Source organism: Kitasatospora sp. NPDC001119 (genome assembly GCF_053598475.1).
In genome coordinates, this window is record NZ_JBSFKI010000038.1 from 77,045 (window position 1) to 94,296 (window position 17,252).

At 73.9% G+C, this 17,252-nt stretch carries 13 protein-coding genes and 1 pseudogene; 4 read left to right on the top strand and 10 right to left on the bottom strand.

Features of this window, described 5'->3' with window-relative positions; translation table 11 throughout:
• Window positions 1–45: 45 nt before the first annotated feature.
• The 10 genes and pseudogenes from ACWDD9_RS34765 to ACWDD9_RS34810 all read right to left on the bottom strand — a co-directional run bounded on the left by ACWDD9_RS34765 (window position 46) and on the right by ACWDD9_RS34810 (window position 13,144).
• A pseudogene (locus ACWDD9_RS34765) lies at window positions 46–1,165 on the bottom strand (NADAR family protein).
• 944 nt (window positions 1,166–2,109) lie between these two features.
• The gene (locus ACWDD9_RS34770; RefSeq protein WP_449813842.1) at window positions 2,110–3,924 is read right to left on the bottom strand and encodes a hypothetical protein; all 1,815 of its coding nucleotides are present in this window, start codon (window positions 3,922–3,924) and stop codon (window positions 2,110–2,112) included.
• A gap of 73 nt (window positions 3,925–3,997) precedes the next feature.
• Window positions 3,998–4,528: a hypothetical protein gene (locus ACWDD9_RS34775; RefSeq protein ID WP_449813843.1), complete on the bottom strand. Its 531-nt coding sequence runs from the start codon at window positions 4,526–4,528 to the stop codon at window positions 3,998–4,000.
• Between the two features lie 15 nt (window positions 4,529–4,543).
• Window positions 4,544–6,286 carry a type IV secretory system conjugative DNA transfer family protein gene (locus tag ACWDD9_RS34780; RefSeq protein ID WP_449813844.1) on the bottom strand — a complete coding sequence of 581 codons (1,743 nt, stop codon included), beginning with the start codon at window positions 6,284–6,286 and terminating at the stop codon, window positions 4,544–4,546.
• Entirely contained in the window at window positions 6,283–7,812 is a 1,530-nt protein-coding gene (locus ACWDD9_RS34785; RefSeq protein WP_449813845.1) for a type VI secretion protein, read from the bottom strand. The genes ACWDD9_RS34780 and ACWDD9_RS34785 overlap by 4 nt, the downstream gene beginning before the upstream one ends.
• Window positions 7,812–9,341: an SCO6880 family protein gene (locus tag ACWDD9_RS34790; RefSeq protein ID WP_449813846.1), complete on the bottom strand. Its 1,530-nt coding sequence runs from the start codon at window positions 9,339–9,341 to the stop codon at window positions 7,812–7,814. The genes ACWDD9_RS34785 and ACWDD9_RS34790 overlap by 1 nt, the downstream gene beginning before the upstream one ends.
• On the bottom strand, window positions 9,338–11,224 hold the full coding sequence (locus tag ACWDD9_RS34795; RefSeq protein ID WP_449813847.1) for a hypothetical protein: 1,887 nt from the start codon (window positions 11,222–11,224) through the stop codon (window positions 9,338–9,340). The genes ACWDD9_RS34790 and ACWDD9_RS34795 overlap by 4 nt, the downstream gene beginning before the upstream one ends.
• On the bottom strand, window positions 11,208–11,936 hold the full coding sequence (locus tag ACWDD9_RS34800) for a hypothetical protein (protein ID WP_449813848.1): 729 nt from the start codon (window positions 11,934–11,936) through the stop codon (window positions 11,208–11,210). The genes ACWDD9_RS34795 and ACWDD9_RS34800 overlap by 17 nt, the downstream gene beginning before the upstream one ends.
• 4 nt (window positions 11,937–11,940) lie before the next feature.
• Window positions 11,941–12,297, bottom strand: coding sequence for a hypothetical protein (locus tag ACWDD9_RS34805; protein WP_375875824.1), 357 nt, complete (start codon window positions 12,295–12,297; stop codon window positions 11,941–11,943).
• Window positions 12,242–13,144, bottom strand: coding sequence for a hypothetical protein (locus tag ACWDD9_RS34810; protein WP_449813849.1), 903 nt, complete (start codon window positions 13,142–13,144; stop codon window positions 12,242–12,244). The genes ACWDD9_RS34805 and ACWDD9_RS34810 overlap by 56 nt, the downstream gene beginning before the upstream one ends.
• A 289-nt stretch (window positions 13,145–13,433) precedes the next feature.
• Here ACWDD9_RS34810 and ACWDD9_RS34815 point away from each other — a divergent pair, with 289 nt between their 5' ends.
• From ACWDD9_RS34815 to ACWDD9_RS34830, 4 genes are all read left to right on the top strand, one after another.
• On the top strand, window positions 13,434–14,510 hold the full coding sequence (locus tag ACWDD9_RS34815) for a C40 family peptidase (protein ID WP_449813850.1): 1,077 nt from the start codon (window positions 13,434–13,436) through the stop codon (window positions 14,508–14,510).
• Window positions 14,511–14,641: 131 nt separating this feature from the next.
• Complete coding sequence (locus ACWDD9_RS34820) at window positions 14,642–15,055, top strand: hypothetical protein (RefSeq protein WP_449813851.1); 414 nt, start codon at window positions 14,642–14,644, stop codon at window positions 15,053–15,055.
• The gene (locus ACWDD9_RS34825) at window positions 15,052–16,629 is read left to right on the top strand and encodes a hypothetical protein (RefSeq protein ID WP_449813852.1); all 1,578 of its coding nucleotides are present in this window, start codon (window positions 15,052–15,054) and stop codon (window positions 16,627–16,629) included. Before ACWDD9_RS34820 ends, ACWDD9_RS34825 begins: the two co-directional genes overlap by 4 nt.
• 298 nt (window positions 16,630–16,927) lie before the next feature.
• Window positions 16,928–17,185 carry a hypothetical protein gene (locus tag ACWDD9_RS34830; protein WP_449813853.1) on the top strand — a complete coding sequence of 86 codons (258 nt, stop codon included), beginning with the start codon at window positions 16,928–16,930 and terminating at the stop codon, window positions 17,183–17,185.
• The last annotated feature ends 67 nt before the right edge of the window (window positions 17,186–17,252 follow it).

Consider the following 17,252-nt stretch of genomic DNA (forward strand, 5'->3'; position numbering starts at 1 on the left):
CTATAAAGCCAGTCGGGGTTCTCGAGAGCCACTCGCCTGGTCCGGTCACAACCCCGGGATCTCAGTCTGCCGCGCATGCAGCTCGGAGCGGACCAGTTCGAGGAGACGCCCTGTCCAGTTGCGCCCTCGGCCGGCGTTGTTGCCCCAGAACGCCGACTCCATGTCGTCATAGATTACGGTGGCGTCTTCTGTCGACAGCAGAATCTCGGCCAGCCCAGGGTGCTGGTCGTACTTGGCGCGCAGCAGGCGCGTCATGACGGCGGTCCGGACATGTTCCCAGCCCTCGCGGCGAGGCGCCTCGGCCGCGAGCTTGCGCGCCGCGGAGGCGCTTTCCGCCGCCGCGATCGCGCCCCGGACCTCGGGCTGAGCAACCGACAGAGCCCAGTAGGCATGGGCAACGGAGGGGTAGCCGGCCTCCCCCACGGTGATCGGGGCGGGGTAGTCGTTGCGCAGGCCGACCTTGCCGGGATCGTCCACCGGCTCCCTGGGAAACGTCTGGGCTACGTGGACCGCCGGAGCATGGGACGTCACTGGTCCGTCCGCGGGGCCGCGCTTGGGCCGCTCGGCCGTCCAGCGGGCCCGCTCCTCGAAGTACGCGAGGGCACTGTCGTAGTCCTTCTGCGTGACCGTTCCGTCGAACGACAGGTAGGGTCCGGCCTCCGGGCCCTGCCACCAGTACCCGCAGCGGCTGGTCCTTGCGGTCCATGTCACCCAGCGCGTAGCGGCGCTGGGTTTCCGGGATCGCGAGGAACGCGGTGCGGGCAACGGTCCGGTTCTCCTCGGTCCGGTCAGCGAGGAAGGCATCGACGGCGGCGAGGCAGCGGCCGGTCGAGTCGGGCCGCCCGTTCAACTGCTCGATGGTGTCCCGCACTTCGGCGAGCAGCAGCTCAGGGGTCTGCCAGCTCTGCGGCTCGCTGAACTTCCACTCCGCCAACTCGTCCGCGGACGCCTCCCCGCCCTCCGGGAGGCTGGTGGCCACCCAGCCGGTGCGCAGTTTCTCCTCGAACTCCTCGATGGTGACCAGGCCCCAGCAGTCGATGAGCCCGTCGGCGTAGATGAAGAGGTCGGTGAGGAAGTAGTAGCTGTTGCGGATGAAGACGTGCCGCCAGGTTCCGGGTATGCGGACGCCGTCCACGGTGCGATAGGTGATCCGGTTGCCGATCATCCTGAGATTGTGTCGCAGCGCACGCCCAGTCGACGCCGGTTCTTCCTCCGGGGCGGCTGAACCGCCTCGCTGGGCCGGCGCCCACGTCCGGGCCGACAACCTGCTCGCCGAGCTCGCCGTCCTCGGCGTCCGTCAGCCCGGCGCCACCGCCGTCCGCCAAGCACCGCGCCACGCTGGCCCCCGGCACCGCCCTCGCCCTGGAACTCATCGCCCAGGCCGCCGACGGCGACCTGCTGCCTGCCGCAGAAGGCGCTGCGGCAGCAGGCGGCGGTACACGCCCTGGTTCGGAGAGGCGGAGCAGGGCCAGGAGGGGGGAGCCAGCGGCCGAACAGCTGTAAGCGTCGGCGGCCCGGCTCGACCATCCGCCGGTGGCCGAGGCCCTCGTGATCGGAGCGCGAGGGGGCACCCCGGCGGGACCCGCTCCAAGTAGACCGCGCCGGGTGGTGTTCGGATGCAAAGGATCAAGCGATTCCGCCGGACCGTGCCACGGCCCGCGGACAAGGTCATCACGGGCATACTCGACCTCTACGCCGGGCTGCCAGACCTGGGATGCGTTCAGGTAGCAGCCCGGCTGTTTGAACACCCACTCGAAGCGGGACAACGCGTCAGCAACAGTATTGGTCCACAGCCGCTCGTCTTTGACTCGCCGGACCGCTGCACGCGTCCGCGCGGAGACACCCCGAATCCGGCGCACCGCAACATTCCTGCGTGGCCGCCATCGCTCAGCACGGACGGCCTTCGGACGCCTACGCGGCATCGGCCTTTCGGATCAGTATGACGCCAGGACCGCACACCCAGCCCGCGCCAACGGTCCTCCATGACAACCGATCAAGCCCGTGTACGTCACCAGCTCGGAGCGGACCAACTTCGCTGTCCAAGGACATCGGTGCTTCCGGCCGGTCACCTCCCCGGCCGGTTCGGCCCGATCGCTCGGGAACGGGAGCTCAGACCGCCATGCGCGGTGGCCGCTGTGACGGCCCGTCGAGCCGCACCGCCGCCCGGTGGGCCGGCATCGTCGGCGTGCCCGCCCCGGAAGGCAGCACGGTTCCGGCGGTGGCGGCCAGTCGGCCCGCGTGGACGGTGGCGGCCAGGGCGAGGGCGTCCAGGCACGCGAGGTCGCCGGGCCGGAAGCGGCCGGAGGCGCGAGCCGCTTCTGCGAGCGCCCTCGTCCTCTCCGCGACCTGATGGTAGGTCCGGGCTCCTGCGGCGGGGCCGTCGGGCAGACCGACCGGGGGAAGGTTCCTCCAGGACGCCCGCAACGCGGCCACCCGGGGGTGCCGGGAGCCGCGCAGGTGGCCGCCCATCTCGGTCGCCGTCCACGCGCTGAGCGCGTCCGCGACCAGCAGGGAGCCGCCGCTCGCGCCCTGCCTGGTCGCGTACGGGGCGTGCCGGGCGGCGGGCGGGGGCGGGGTGAGGCCGGCGGCGGGCGCGACCCGGCGGGTGTGCTCGTCCGCGGCCCGCGTGACGGCGTCCAGCGCCGCCACGTCGGCGCTGCGGAACCGGCGCGCGGTGCGGGCGGCGTCGGCCAGGGAGCGGGCCGCCCTCGCCAGCCGGGCGTAGGCGCGTGCCACCGGCGCCGGTTCGACGCCGGGGCGCGGGATCCCCTGCCAGGCCCTGCGCAGCGCGGCGACGCGCGGATGGGCGGAGCGCGCGAGCCGGCAGCCCATCGGTGTGCCGGCCCAGGTCGCGAAGGCCGCGGCGACCCGGTCGGCCCCGTCGGCCAGCACCGCGCGCCGGTCGGCCCGCTCCGCCTTGGCCACCGCCGCGACCTCGGCGTCGAGTGCGGCCAGGCGCCGGGCGGTGGCGCGGTCGACGGGACGGCCGAGGACCCGTGCGGCCAGCGTTCCGGCCCGCCGGGACAAGGTGCGCAGCGCGGTCCAGGCGGGCGTGCCGCCGTAGCCGCGGGTGGTGAGGTCGTGGGCGAGGTCGGCCGCGTGGCGGGCGACCGACCGGCAGGCCGCGGCGCAGATCCCCCGCAGGAGACGGGTGGCCCGGTACTCACCGCCGGCGAGCACCGTCTGCTGCCCGACGGCCTCCTTGACGGCCGTCCAGGCCCCGACGGCCGCCGCCTGGACCGACTGGACCTGTGCCCACTGAGGCAGCGCCAGCCACCACTCCGCGCGGGCCCGTACGGTCTCGATGGCGGAGGTGAGTTCGGCGAGGGCCTGCTCGGGCGGGAGCCCGGCGTGCGCCGCGTCGTCGGGGGCGGGCCCGTGCCGGACGTCCCGCGGGGCCGCTGTCAGCACACCGAGGCGGTCCCGCAGGAGTGCGGCCTGCTCCTGCGGCATGTCGGCGGTGAGTGCCAGCGCGTCGGACACCCAACCATCGTCGGAGGAACGGAGCTTCGGGGCGGGGGCCCCGTCGTCCTCGGCCCGGGCCATGCCGCCGTCGTCGTCGGGCCCCGTGTCCATGCCGTGCAGGGCCGCCTCGTCGTCGGCCCGCTCGCGTTCGCGTTCCCACCTCTCGTGGTCGCGGACCTGGACGTCCCAGAGGTCGCCTTCCTTGACGAGCTGTTCGTAGAGCGAGGTCGGGGCGTTCGGTCCGGTCATCGCGAGGTAGGCGTCACGGGGCCGGAACGCCCCGCCGCCGGTCATGAGCTCCTCGGACTCCTCGCCGCGGTGGACCCAGAGGGACTCCTCTTCGGAGCCTCGCCGGTAGGCGCGCACATAGGTGCTCCCACCGACTCTCCGGGACTCGACGATCTCGTACGCCGGGTCGTCGAAGACGCTGTAGGGCGGTTCGGCGGGCTCGGGTGGCATCAGGTGCTCCTCTGGGGCGGCCGGCTTCCACCGGACCTCGGCGGGCGGGCAGGGTGTCGTCGGATCCGGTGCACTACAGCGGCGGCTCGTCGCTGTTCAGCTCGGCCGCCAGGGCCGGGCTGGGGTGTTCGCGCTCGCGGGTGCCGAGGCCGCCGGGCTCCTCCAGCCACTGCCGCAGGGTCTCCTCGTCCGGACCGCCCCAGGGCCGGGAGACCGGGTCGGCGTGCCCGTTGGCGCACTTCGGACGGCGGGTGGTCGGGAGGAGGTTGTTCGCCGTGATCAGCCAGTCCGCCTCGGCGGTGTCGCGGCCCGGGCTGGGGCAGGTGTAGGAGCGGACCCATCCGATCTGCAGCGCGAGGAGGACCTCGATGACGTCCTCGTGCCGGTGCCAGCAGGGCGGTACCGAGGCCCGGGCCTCCGGGTTGACCTCCACCAGCCAGCGCAGCCAGTGCCCCAGCTCCTCCAGCCGGGAGCGCCGCTTCTCCGGCTCCATGTCGCGCAGGACGATCCGCGGCGCGGGCGCCGGGTCGGGTTCGGGGACGTCCGCCCATGGATCGGCCGGGTCCAGGCCGTCGTCGGTCAGGTCGGTGTAGGTCTCGGACACGGTGTTCTCGTTTCGTCAGGAGGGCTTGTCCAGCGGGACCGCGACGGCGGGAGGATGGCCCGGCCTCGGCGGGATCACCGGCGGCACCGGATCCGCGGTGGCGCAGAGGGGCGGGAGGGGCCTGCGGGCGAGGAGCTCGATCAGGTCCGGGTCGGCGTAGGTGCGGCGGAGCTTCACCCGCACCGGGCGCTGGTTGCCGTAGACGGCGATCGCGGTGAAGTCGGGCAGCTCCCGCAGCACGTGGGTGGGGGCGAGGTCGGTCTCGACCAGCTGCTCGGAGGTGGAGCTGCCGCCGCCTCCCCTGCTGGTGGACTTCCTCTTCACCAGGGCCCGGCCGAGCAGGTTGGTGAAGGCCTTCAGCGTCTCGGGGTCGGCGTTGCCGGGCAGCAGCATGCGCAGGCCGGAGGCGTTCATGACGGTGTTGGCGGCCTCGCGGCCGAGCACGCCGATCAGCTGGCTGAGGTCGTGCCACACGGTCAGCACGGCGATGCCGATGCCGCGTCCGACGGTCAGCAGCCTCGGCAGGGCCTTGTAACGGAAGCAGTTGCCGGCCTCGTCGATGACGAGGCCGAGCGCGGGGTCGAGGGGGCGGCCGGTGCGCTGGTAGCGGGCCTGGGCGGCGTGGACGATGCTCGCGGTGATCGCGGTCAGCAGCGGCGCGAAGCGTTCGCCGTCGGCCTCACTGGCGATCAGGCAGACGGTGGCGCACCGGTCGAGGACCTCCTCGGCCGTGAAGTCGCTGGCGGCGGCGGTGGCGCGGACCTCCTCGTCCGCGTACACCTTGGTGATCACGCTCAGGGTGAACCTGATGCTCCCGACGCCGTCGGGGTGCAGGGCGAACGCGGCGGCGTAGTCGTCCGCGACGTCGGGGTGGCCGCCGTCGACCAGGATCTCGCGGACCTCGTCCACGGCGTCGTCGGCGAGCGCGAGCCAGCGCCGGAACGTGGTGATGTCCCCGCCGGCGAGGTTGGCGGCCAGCAGCACGCCCTTGACGACGGCCTTGGCCTGGTCGACCCAGGGGCCGGACCGCGGGTCGCCCGCGGTGGAGGCGGCGTCGGCCAGCCAGCCGGCCATCCGGTCGGCGGCCTTGGCGTCCGCGCAGTAGTCGACGGGGGACCAGCGGGCGGTGGGGCGGTCGGGCAGGCCGGCCGGGGCGACGACGTGCACCGGGCCCAGGGCCGCCCGCCGCGCGTACACCACGTCGAGGTCGGCCGCCTTGACGGTGGTCATCACGCAGGGGCCGTACCACTCGGCGGCGATCGGCAGCACCAGCCCCGTGGTCTTGCTGCTGCCGGGCAGGCCGAACACCGTCGCGCTGATGTTCTCCTTGGCGGCGAGGATCCAGTTCCGGCGGCCCTTGCTGCGGCCGAAGGCCATGCGGTTGCGACGCAGGCCGGGCTCCTCGGCTACCCGGAGCCGACGTTCGGTCGCCCGGCCGCCCCAGCGGGCGCCATCGGTACCGGGATCGGTGCCGCGGCGCATCCACAGCCACGTCCCGCCCGCGACCGGGCCGGACCAGATCAGCACCAGCAGTGGCCACCACAGCCAGCCCGATGGTGCTGGAGCGAAGGCCGCGCCCGGGCCGCGCAGCGGCCAGGTGACGGCGGCGAGGCCGGCGCCGCCGACCAGGCGGCAGGAGTGCCCGGTGAGCAGGGCGGCGGCCCGGGCGGCGAGCACACCGGAGGCCAGCAGCCACAGCACCGCGGCGCCGAGCACGGTCGCGGCCCAGGTCGGCTCGGAGCGCTGGTCGCCCGTCACAGGGCCATCCGCTCGTCCGTGTGGTACAGCTCCTTCTCCTTCTCGGTGAGGTGGAGCTGGACCGGATAGGCGCCGGAGCGGCCGGGCATCCACAGGCCCCGCCCGGCGTGCGCGCGGCCCCAGCCGGAGACGAGCTCCACCTGCGGTTCGGTGAGGCCCACCGCGTCCCGGATCGCGCCCAGGGAGCGGACGTCCTGAGCCATCGTGATCTTGGTGTCGAACGACGAGACCATGTGCTGGGCGATCATCACGGCCTCGGACCCGGCCGGGCCGACCGCCTCGAAGTCCGACAACCGGTGGGTGGCGGCGAGGTCGAAGACCCCGTCGGCCCGGTGCAACCTGAGGTCGGAGTCGAGCTTGCGGATCACCGTGGCGCCGCCGACCTGGAGCGCGCGCCACAGCTCGTCCCTGACGACCAGGCGCTGGGGCCCGCCGGGCTGGTCGATCGCGGCCTGGGTCCAGCTGGAGATGCACATCATGATCATGGCGACGGTCTCGTCGCCGTAGGCGCGGGTGCGGGAGATGTCGATGCTGACCATCGGCGCGGACCAGTCGATGCGGCTGGTGGAGGTCTCCGCCGTGCTGAACAGGTCGCCGACGTGCCCGTCGAGCATGGTGGCCAGCGCCGCCCGGGACGCCCTGGTCGCCTCCCGGGTGGCCTGGATGTCCTCGCCCCGGATCCGCAGTTCGCGCGCCATCCCGGCGCTCGGGTCGCGCAGGGCGGCGTGCACGGCCCGCAGCGTCGGGGTGGCCAGCACGGTGTTGCCGCTCAGCTGGCCGGTGACCTCCTTGATCGCGGCGGAGATCGCCTCCGTCTCCTCCGGCGTCAGCGGCCTGCGCATCTGCAGTTCCAGCAGCGTGCACAGCAGGCTCAGGCGGCGCCGGTGGATCTCCGTCAGGCGCTCGCGCCACTCCACCGGGTCGGTGACGCGTTCCAGCCCGTCGCCGAGCGAGCCGGCGTCCAGGGGATTGACGCGCCCGGGCAGGCCGGGGCCGAGCTCCAGCGGTTCGCACCCGAGCCAGCGGCACACCCGCCCGTACTCGCCCTTCACGTCACCGGCGATCAGCACCTTCACCCCGAACGCCGCCAACCTCGTGGACAGCGCCTTGATGAGCGCGCTCTTCCCGGCTCCCATGGTGCCGGTGACCAGCACCGCCGGATTGGAGACGATCCTGTGCTGGACCCACGCTCCCGGGTGCATGGAGAACTGCCGGCCGGTCAGGACGTCGTGGCCGATGTAGGCGCCGACCGCGGGCAGGGCCGAGCCGCCCCCGAAGGGGTAGAGGCCGGCGAGGTTGTAGGTGTCGCAGCGGTAGACCTCGGGGGCCGCGACCCGTACGGCCCGCCCGGCGTGGGGGCCTGGCCACCCCAGGACCGGCGTCGGCGCCGCGGCGGCCGGCCGCTGGTGTGCCCGCCGCCCGCGCTGGGCCGGAACCGGCGCCGGTCCGGTCGTCAGGACGTCCGGCAGGCCGATCGAGGGCAGGTCGGTGTCCCCGCGGCGCCTCCAGTCGCGCAGGCAGCCCATCAGATCACCGCCCGCCGCTTCACCGGCAGACCCAGGCCGAGCGGCAGCGTCGCCGCGAAACCCGAGTCCTGCGCGGCGTAGAGCTCTCGCAGGCGAAGGCCGGAGGTGTACGCGTCGCGCTTCAGCCGGGCGGTCGCCAGCGCCAGCTCGCCGGGCTCGTCGACCGTCACGGTGACCACACCGGTGAAGCGCGCGATGCCGTGGCCCGCCGTGCGGGCGTGGTCCTGGTCCTGGGTGTCGACCAGCGCCTTGCGCTCGTCCAGGGACTCGATCCGCCCGCCCCGTGCGCGCACCCGGCGCTTGACGTCGGCCTTGGTGCGTTCGCGGCTCAGCGTGGCCCGGGCAGTACGGGCACCGAGGCACTCGTAGGTGAGGGAGACACTCCGCCGGGCGTTGCCGGAGGCGCTCATCAGCGGGGTCAGCACGCTCGCGTACACCCGGCCCTCGGGCCAGCCGTAGACCTCGAAGCTCGCCGAGACGCCGCTGTCGTGCCGGTAGCGGCCCCAGTGCTGCTCGGCCGCGGCGGGGCCGGCGGCCGACTCGTCCACGCCCGGCGGTGTGCCGGCCCACCCGGGTGCGCACGCGGCCGCCGCGTGGGCGGCGAGCACGGGCGCCTCGCCCGGGTCGTAGGCGGTGCGGATCACCTCGGCGATCTGGCCGACGGTCAGCGTGGCGACGACCTGGAGGTCGGCGGCGGCGATCGCGCCCTGCATCGCGAGCAGCTCGCGCACCAGGACGGCGGTCGCCCCCAGGGTGCCGCCGCCGGAGCTCCTGATGTCCTGGCGGACCCGGGACGCGGCCAGGGTGACGGTCAGGTAGGTGCGGCGGGTGGACGCCGCGGGCGCCGCCTCGGCGGCGAGAGCGGTGACCAGGTCGTGGGCCGCCGCGGGCGCGCCCCGGTCGAGGTGGCCGGTCGTCCAGGCCATCAGCGCGGTGCCGTCCTCGGGAGCGGACCGGTCGGTGACCGAGATCCGCACGATCGGCCCGCCCTCGACGCAGTGCCCCCGGAGGAAGCCGCCCCAGCCGGAGACCCGGGCGTTCACCCGGGCGGTGTCGGCGAGCGCGATCCCTGGGTAGCGCACCTCCATGATCGCCGAGTAGTGGCCCTGCAGCGGGTCGTGGACGACCCCGATCTCACGGCCGGCCCCGGTGGGCACCGTCAGGAACTCCAGGCGGGCCAGCACACCCGGCAGGTCCGTACGCCGCGAACCGTCCGACCGCCGGGGCGCGAACGCACCACTGAAGAACATCGTCTGCCTCCTGACGACAGCAACCTCGAACCGGACCGCGAGGACCGCCCACTCCGCCGCGGTCAGGCCGTACACCCGCAGGTACACCGCCGCGAGCAGCAGCAGCGCGACCGGTACGGCGACGATCTCGCCCGCCCACGCGTGGGTGTAGACCGGCAGCATCGCGACCAGGCCCGCACCGGCGACCGTCACCAGGCCGCCCAGGCTCAGCTCGCCCAGGTACGGGCCGCGCTCGCGCTGCCAGCCGCCGTACGTCGCCGGCTCCTCGGGGGACGTCACGTTCCCTCACCTCCTGGTGGCGGGTCGGCCGGCAGGGGCTGGACCGGTGCCGGGGTCGGGCGGGTGGAAGCCGTCGGGACGTCCGTCGGGCCGGGCTGCGGGGGAGCAGGCGGCGCGGGGACCTGCGGCGGGCGGGCCGGGGCAGGACGCGGCGTACCGGGAGCCGGAACGGGCGGCGCCGTTACCGTGCCGGGGCGCGCGGTCGACGACCGGGCGGGGGCCCGACCGGGAGACGCAGCGGCCGGGGCCCCCGCGGTGCCCGGCGACCCGGCCGGGGGAGCGGCCTCACCGGAACGGCTGGGCGGCAGGTTGACGGATCCGCCCATGTCGCGCCCGGAGCTGAGCCCGGCGTGCGCGGCCATCGCGTCCAAGCCGCCGGAGGCCAGCTCGGTGCCCGCCTTCGCGCCCTGAGCGGCCATCAGCCCGGCCATCACCGCGCGACTGGCCGAGGAGCGCGGGCCGCCGTCCGCCTTGCGCCGGTCCGCGTCGTCCGACTCCAGCGCCCTGGCCAGTGCCGGCCCCGGCGGCGCCGCGCCGCTCCCGGACGGAACCCCGCCGCCGCGGCCCCAGATCGCCGAGGCCGCGGTGCCGCCGACCGCGCCGATGATGCCGCCGGCGACCGACCAGCCACTGGAACCCCCACCGGCGAACGGCATGAAGCGGGCGGTCACCGGCCAGGCGACGGCACCGACGCCGACGACCAGCAGGCCCCCGACGACGCCCGTGACGGTGGTGGCCGCGCCGACCATGCCCTCCCCGATCAGCAAGGTGATCACGACGACCGGCTTGATCATGACGATCGAGTACACGGCCTTGCGGGCGGTCGGCGCCCACTGCCGGGTGAACTCGCTGATCGCCCCGGCGGCCGACACGGGGAACGCCACGACGAGGAGGTCGAGGGCGTCGTGCCGGAAGATGAACTCGATCCACATCAGCCCGGCGACCAGGCATCCGACGACGCCCAGCACCAGCAGCCAACCGATCTCGGAGACGGCGTCCATCCCGGCGAACAGGCCGCTGATCCGGGCGACGAACTGGTCGGTGGTCTGGCCGGAGGAGCGGATCATCCAGGTGGAGACGTCGTCGGCGGCCCAGATCAGGGTCTGGGTGACGGTGTACATGGCCGCACAGCTCAGGCCCCACTCGACCAGGCCCGTGACGGCGGTGGCGATCCCCTTGCCCTCGTGCGAGACGCAGGTGCGGGTGACCTCCACGCACAGCAGGATCGTCGCGATGATGGCGGACAGCTGGAGCATCAGGGCGAGGGTGTCCGAGATCCCGTCAGCGTCCAGGTCCACGACGGACCCCTCCAGGACCGCCTTGGCCATCTCCCCGAGCACCCACTTCGCCGCGCTGGAGAAGGTGTGGGCGAGCCGGCTGGTGCCTTCGTCGGCGATCGCGGCGCCGGGGTTCTTCAGGGCGGCGGCGAGGTCCTGCTTAGCTCCAGCAACGCAGTGGCTCGCGGGGTTCTTCTTGCACCAGGCGGCCATCTCCTTGTCGGCGTTTTCGCAGTACACCTCCATCCCGGGCAGGGGCAGGATGTCGGCGTCGCAGTACGTGTGCTTGAAGGTCGCGTACACGCAGGTGGCGAGCGGCCTGTCCTTCAGTCCGAGGGCTCGGCAGCCGTCCTCGTCGAGTGGTACACAGCCGCCGCGGGCGTCCATCTGCTCGGCTGGAGGCTTCGGTTGCAGGTCGGTGGCGGTCAGCTTTTCGGGCTGTCCGACGGGCCGGGTGTGCGCAGGGCAGGGCATTCCGGTGGTGGCGCCGGGGACGGGAACCGGCGGTGGCGCGGCGGCGAACGCGGCAACGGGCCCGGCCAGTGCGGCCAGGAGGAGCACCAAGACCAGCACCGCGCGCCGCAGGCCGCTAGTGCTGGTAGGCAACGGGCCTCCAACCAGCAGCGTCAGCTTGAGCGGTACCCGGTTGGGCCACGACCGGGAACTGCCGCATCTCCTGCGCGGTGAGGCGCCAGTCCGTGCCGTTCCACACCATCGGGGCGGCGATGGCGAAGACGCCGGTACCGTGTTGGATGCCGCCTACGGTGGGGGTCTGGGTGGTCAGCAGCCACACGTCGACGGCATCGGCGCTCGCGGATTCGACCTGGTAGGCGCGGACCTGGAAGGCGATGAAGTCCGAGCCTGTGCTGTTCCCGGCCTCGGGGAGGCCGAGCAGGCGTCGCCAGTCCCGGGCGTCCGCGATCGCCAGCGAGGTCAGCTTGAAGAAGTCCTCGCCCTTGCGGGCCATCACCATCATCTGGTCGGGCACCGCGTCGGGGCTCAGCAGGTCGCGGGCCTCGGTGTAGTGGGCGGCCGCGGACACGGCACCGGCCAGGGTGTGCGGGTAGCCGACCGGGATGCCCTGCTCGACCCGGGCGGGCGCGGGCAACGGCACCGCATCCACCACCGTGGACGGGCTTGCGGACGGAGGCACGGCAGCAGCCGAAGCGGTGGCGGGGGCGGCAGCGCCGGCCCCCGGTTCGGGCCCGGTCTGCCAGAGCAGGACGGCGACCGCGCCCGCGGCGGCGGCCGCTGCCAAGGCCGCCCCGGTGGCCAGCCTGCGCAGGGCCCGGTGCCGACGGAGCTCGACGGAGTCCACCTCGTCAGCCCTTCAGGCTCGCGCCGAGGTAGACGATCGGCCAGGCCAGCCCGATCACCACGGCCGCCCGGAAGCATTTCGGCATGCCGGCCTTGCCCCGCGCACTGACGTCCGGCTTGTCCGAGATGCTGCCGAACGAGTCCATCGCGGCGCACGCGCACAGCGCGCCGACCACCAGGGCGAGGCAGATCCCCATCGTCCAGTTCACGATCGTGGTCAGTGCGCTGCCGACCTCCCCGGTCGGGACCTGCGGGGTGAAGTTCTTCCCGATGTCGTAGAACGACCCGCTCGGGGCGGCGGTGGGGTCATTGAGCGGCAGGGCGGTCAGCCGGGCCGCCGGCAGGGACGTAGAGGTCGTCATGCGAGGGGTCCTCCGGAGTGGCGGCCGTCCCGGCCGGGGCGCGCAGCGGGCCCCAGGACCTCTCGGCCGTGGTGATCAGGGTGTCGGTCAATCGGGAGCCGGCCGCCTCGAACCGGCGGCTGAGCCGGTCGGTCCGCAGGGCGTGCGCCCGCCAGGCGGGGCAGTGCGGCACCCGGACCACCGCGCCGACCCGGGGAGCGAGCATGGTGGCGACCGCCCGGCACTGCCGCGGCATCCCTCCGGCCACGCCGACCAGCACCAGCACGCACCGCTGAAGCGGCAGTCCCGCGCTCTCGGCGGCGGCGATCGCGACGGCGGCCGCCTCCAGCCCCTCTCGCGACGTCGGCGCGCAGATCACCGGCACGGCCCGCTCCAGCAGCATCCACCGGGCGGTGCGCGAGCGGATCCCGGCGTCACCGAGGTCGTCCGCGACGGTCAGCGCCGTGTCCGCCACGCTCACCCGCCAGCCGCCCATCCCCGCCAGCGCCGGCCATGCCGACGGCGCCGAGGGCAGCGCGAGCGGCGGCTGTGACCAGGGCCTGCGGTCGGTGAGCACCTGGACCCGGCCGTCCAGGCAGGACGAGGCGGCCGCGCGGACCTGACCGGTGTGGAGCGACCGGTCGGCGGGCACGGAGGCGAGCCCGGTGCCGCCGGCCAGCGGCCAGCGGCGCCACGGCGACGACGCGGTCGGCGCGCAGTCGAGCACCACCGTCGGGGCGAGCCGGGCCAGCCCGGCCGCGGCGAGCAGGGCCACGGTGCTCCGGCCGCTGCCGGCTGCCGCCCCCAGGACCGGGACGACCAGCCGGGTGCCGGAGTGCAGCCCGGCCACGGGCGTGGACCTGCCCACGACGCTCACCCCCACCTGACCTGACCGATGATCAGCGATGCCATCCGTGGCCATCACTGGCTGTAGCCGCACTGTCTAGCACAGTGACGGCCATTCTGCTTACACTCGGCGATCGACTGGGAGCTGATAGTGATCGAGAGTGTGTCGGTGCAGTACGACCCTGCAGGGGCGGGCCGCCGCTGGCCCCCTTCCCCACCTCCGGGTACGCGCACGTCGTCAGCGCCGGCCCGCCCGGGGCGGTCAGCATCTGACATGCCGTCGAGCACCACACGATCGAGGGACCTGGACCATGCCCAAACGGGCGATCCTGCTGGCGGCGGGCGCGGCCACCGCGCCCGCCGGGGTGCTCGCACTGGTGCTGCTGATGGCCGCCACCGACACACCGGCCGCCGCGAGCGCTCCCGGGCGCGGACCGTACGGCAGCGCCCTTCGGCCGGGCAGCGTCCCGGCCCGGTACGTCCCGATGATCGAGCGCGCGGCCGGGGCCTGCGACCAGGGCTTGACCTCCCCCCGGCTCGCCGCCCAGCTCCACCAGGAGAGCGGCTTCGACCCCAACGCCCAGAGCCCGGCGGGCGCCCAGGGCATGGCCCAGTTCGTCCCGGACACCTGGCATACCTGGGGCCGGGACGCCGACGGCAACGGTGTGACCAGCCCGTTCGATCCGGCCGACGCGATCGACGCCCAGGGTCGGATGGTGTGCTCGCTGATCCGCCAGGCCCGCGACTCCGGCATCGACGCCGACCCGTGGCAGCTCGCGCTCGCGGGCTACAACGCGGGCTGGCACGCTGTCGAAGCCGCCCACGGCATCCCGCCCTACCAAGAGACCCGGCAGTACGTCGCCGCCGTCGTCGCCGCGGTCCCGGACTTCACCGCTCCCCTGTCCGCCGGGCCGCAGGGCCCCGCCGACGGCGCCCTTCCACCGGGGTGGGACGTCCCGGCCGGCACCCACCCGCAGGCCGCCGCCGCGATCCGCTGGGCCCTGGCCCAGCGCGGCGGCTGGTACACCTTCGGCGGGGACTGCACCGACCCGCTGGGCACCGCCCCCTCCCACCGGTGCGACTGCTCCAGCCTCATCCAGCAGGCCTACGTCCACGCCGGGATCCGGCTGAGCCGCTCGACGTTCACCCAGGTCGGGGAGGGGCAACCGGTCGACCCGGACAGCATCCGGCCCGGCGACCTCGTCTTCACCACCGGAACGGACGGCGGCCCGGGCCGCCCCGGCCATGTCGCCCTCTACATCGGCGACGGCCTCCTCCTGGAGGCCCCCCGCACCGGCCTCCGGATCCGGACGGGCAGCTACCAGGCCTGGAGAGCAGCCGGCAGCGGCCCCGACCAGGTCGTCGCCGTCCGCCGGATCGTCACCTGATCCCCCGTCCGGGTGACCGGATCCACCCACAACCCCCGGGTTATCCACAGGAAACCGCACCACCCCCCCCGGGGGGACGGCCGGATCCGCCACCCTCACCGCCACGACAACACCTGACGAAGGAGTCCGCCATGATGACCGCCTGGTTCGACCGCCTCGCCGCCCGCCTCGCCGAGCCCGGCATCCAGGGCCCGCTCTCGGCGGCTTGGTCCCTCGCCAACCAGACCGTGTTCTGGGCCCTGGCCGCCGGAGTAGGCATCGGCGGCGACACCCTGGCCGCCCGCGGTGCCTACACCCACGCGATCGAGCTCCGCGGTTTCCTACCCGAGCCCGACGACGGCGACGACCCCGAAACCGACCTCACCTTCGCCGACGGTCCGCAGCTCGCCGAATTCCTGGAGCAGGCGGAGCGTCGGCTTTCGGCAGCGGCCGCCACCGCGGCGACGCCGGACGAGGTCTACACCGTCCTGGTTGCCATTCGCCTCCTCGGGCACACCGCCGCCGCCGTGCGCACCACGCTCCGCCCGGCGGAGACCGCCCGGTGAGCGCGGAGTTCGGCGAGTTCCTTGTCCTCGCCGGCAGCTACCTCAACGACGCCGACTACCTGCCGATCGAGCGGAGCTCGGAGCTCTACCGACGGACCGTCGGCCATCAGGTCGCGGATCTGCTGGACCTCTTCCTCGCGGTGGAGACCCGGTATGCCTGGGAACCGGTGGACACCCTCCCCGACCGGGTGCCCACCGGCCCCGGCCCGGCACCGGACAGTGCCTGCCGGGCCCGGCTGCACGTAGCCCTGGCCGAAGCCGCCCGACAGCTCAGAGCCGCCTACGGCAAGCCGCCGGCCCTCACGGCCCTCCAGGCGTTCCAAGCACCTCGGTACGTCCCCCATGCCATCCAGGCCCTGCGCACCGGCCTGGACCTGCTCGCCACCCACACCGATCCCGACGGCCGACCCCTCACCCGGCACGGACTCGCCCTGGAGAGCACACATCTGCGCACCGCCGTCCTGGTCCGTGTCCTCACTCTCGCCGGAACGGTCGCGGACCTGGTGGGCCGCCTCGGCGAGGCCACGTCCAGCGCGTCCTTCACCGAACGCATCCGTGGCCTCGGCCGGGTCGTCGACCAGCTGGCAGTGGTGCAGCAGGAGATCCGGGCGCTCGCCGCCGACCCGGCCGTCCGGCTCGGCGGCGCGGTGCTCGACACCGTACGGCCCCGCGCGCTGCTGCAGCCGGACCCGCCCCGCACCACGGAAACCCCCGCGCAGCTCGGCAGCGGCGCCGCAGCCTCCGCCGATCGGCTCGCGGACATCAGCTGGCGCGCCGTACAGGCGGGCGACGACTCCTACGCGCACACAGCCTCCGCCATGGGCACCGCAGCCCACAACATCTCCACCGTCTACCAGCTGACCCGGGCCCTGTTCACCCACGCCGCCGACCACGCCCCGGCCACCGTCTCCGCCCACCTCGCGTCCGTCCACGCCGCCGACACCGACTGGGAAACAGCCGAGCACGCCTGGCAGCGCGTCGCCGCCTGCTGGGCCCCCCTACGCTCCGCCCCCGACAACACTCCCTCGGCCGTCGCCGCCGAGTCCCACGCCCTGGTCGACCGGGTGGGCCGGCTCCTCCACGCCGACCCCGCCTGGCGCCTGTCCCACGGCCCCGGCGGCCCGACCCGGCAGGCCTCCGACATCGCCGCAGCCCTGCCGGTGTGGAGCGACGCCCTGCGCCAGGTCTCCGCCCGCCTTCAGCACCTCGCCGAGGACCACGCGGTCCTCGCCGAGCGCCTCGCCGACACCCGACGGCTGATGATGCGAGCCTCCGGCCCCGGGCACAACCGGCTGCCGGCCCGGCCGCTGCCCGCCGACCGACGTGCCGAGCTCGCCGAGGAGTACCGGTCCGCCGGCCAGGCAAGCGTAGCCGCCGAGCGGGCCCTCGCCACCGTGGTCTCGGCGCTCGGAGCCGACCTCGCCGCCCAAGGCCTCTACCACCGGCTCGCCTCCACCCCCGACCCTCAGGCCGCCGACCGCATCACCCTCAGGCGCTCAGCGGCCCGTCTCGCCGCTACCGGGCAGAACCCGCAACCGACCCGGCGCCCGAGGCGGAGCGGCCTGGGCCTGTGAACCACTGGACCCGCCGGGCGGAGTCCAAGGAAGCGACGTGGCCGACACCGGTGACGTTCCTACGAGGTGCCTCCCCGCCAGTCGGCGCCGACACCTGGACCACCGGCAAGCGCTGTGCCTTCGCCAACGTGATCTCTGGCTGTACCCAGCCGTCTGGCATGTGAGGCAAGCAGCCTGATACTCACATGCCTAACGAGTAGCAGCAGGGATTTTAGTGACGTCAGTTATATCGCCACCACTCCACCGCTGCTTCCGAGTAGAGAGGGCGGTGACAGCGGACGGGTCGTCACGGCGGGTCGTGATCGACGAGGACTTCCAGCTCCATCTGCCGTCGGTGGACTACCTCGATGGCCTGCGCGCGGCGGATGCCTCGGTGAACACCGAGAGGAACTGCGCAAGCCGCATCGCGCTCTACCTTTCCTACGCCATGGCCCTGGGGTTCGACTGGACCCGGCCGAGCCTGCAGAACCTCTCTGGATACCTGCGCTGGCTGGTGCGCGAGCCGCTGCCGCCGAGAGGACGACGCCCTGATGAGGATCTTCGAAATTGGCTCTGACCGGAGTTCCGGATGCTGTTGGTGATCTTCATGAGTGACGGGTTCGAGTCCCGCCATCCGGTTGTTG

Coding starts and splice junctions, on each gene's coding strand:
- ACWDD9_RS34770 (WP_449813842.1), bottom strand. CDS start 3,924: ATGCCACCCGAGCCCGCCGAACCGCCCTACAGCGTCTTCGACGACCCG.
- ACWDD9_RS34785 (WP_449813845.1), bottom strand. CDS start 7,812: ATGGGCTGCCTGCGCGACTGGAGGCGCCGCGGGGACACCGACCTGCCC.
- ACWDD9_RS34805 (WP_375875824.1), bottom strand. CDS start 12,297: ATGACGACCTCTACGTCCCTGCCGGCGGCCCGGCTGACCGCCCTGCCG.
- ACWDD9_RS34815 (WP_449813850.1), top strand. CDS start 13,434: ATGCCCAAACGGGCGATCCTGCTGGCGGCGGGCGCGGCCACCGCGCCC.
- ACWDD9_RS34820 (WP_449813851.1), top strand. CDS start 14,642: ATGATGACCGCCTGGTTCGACCGCCTCGCCGCCCGCCTCGCCGAGCCC.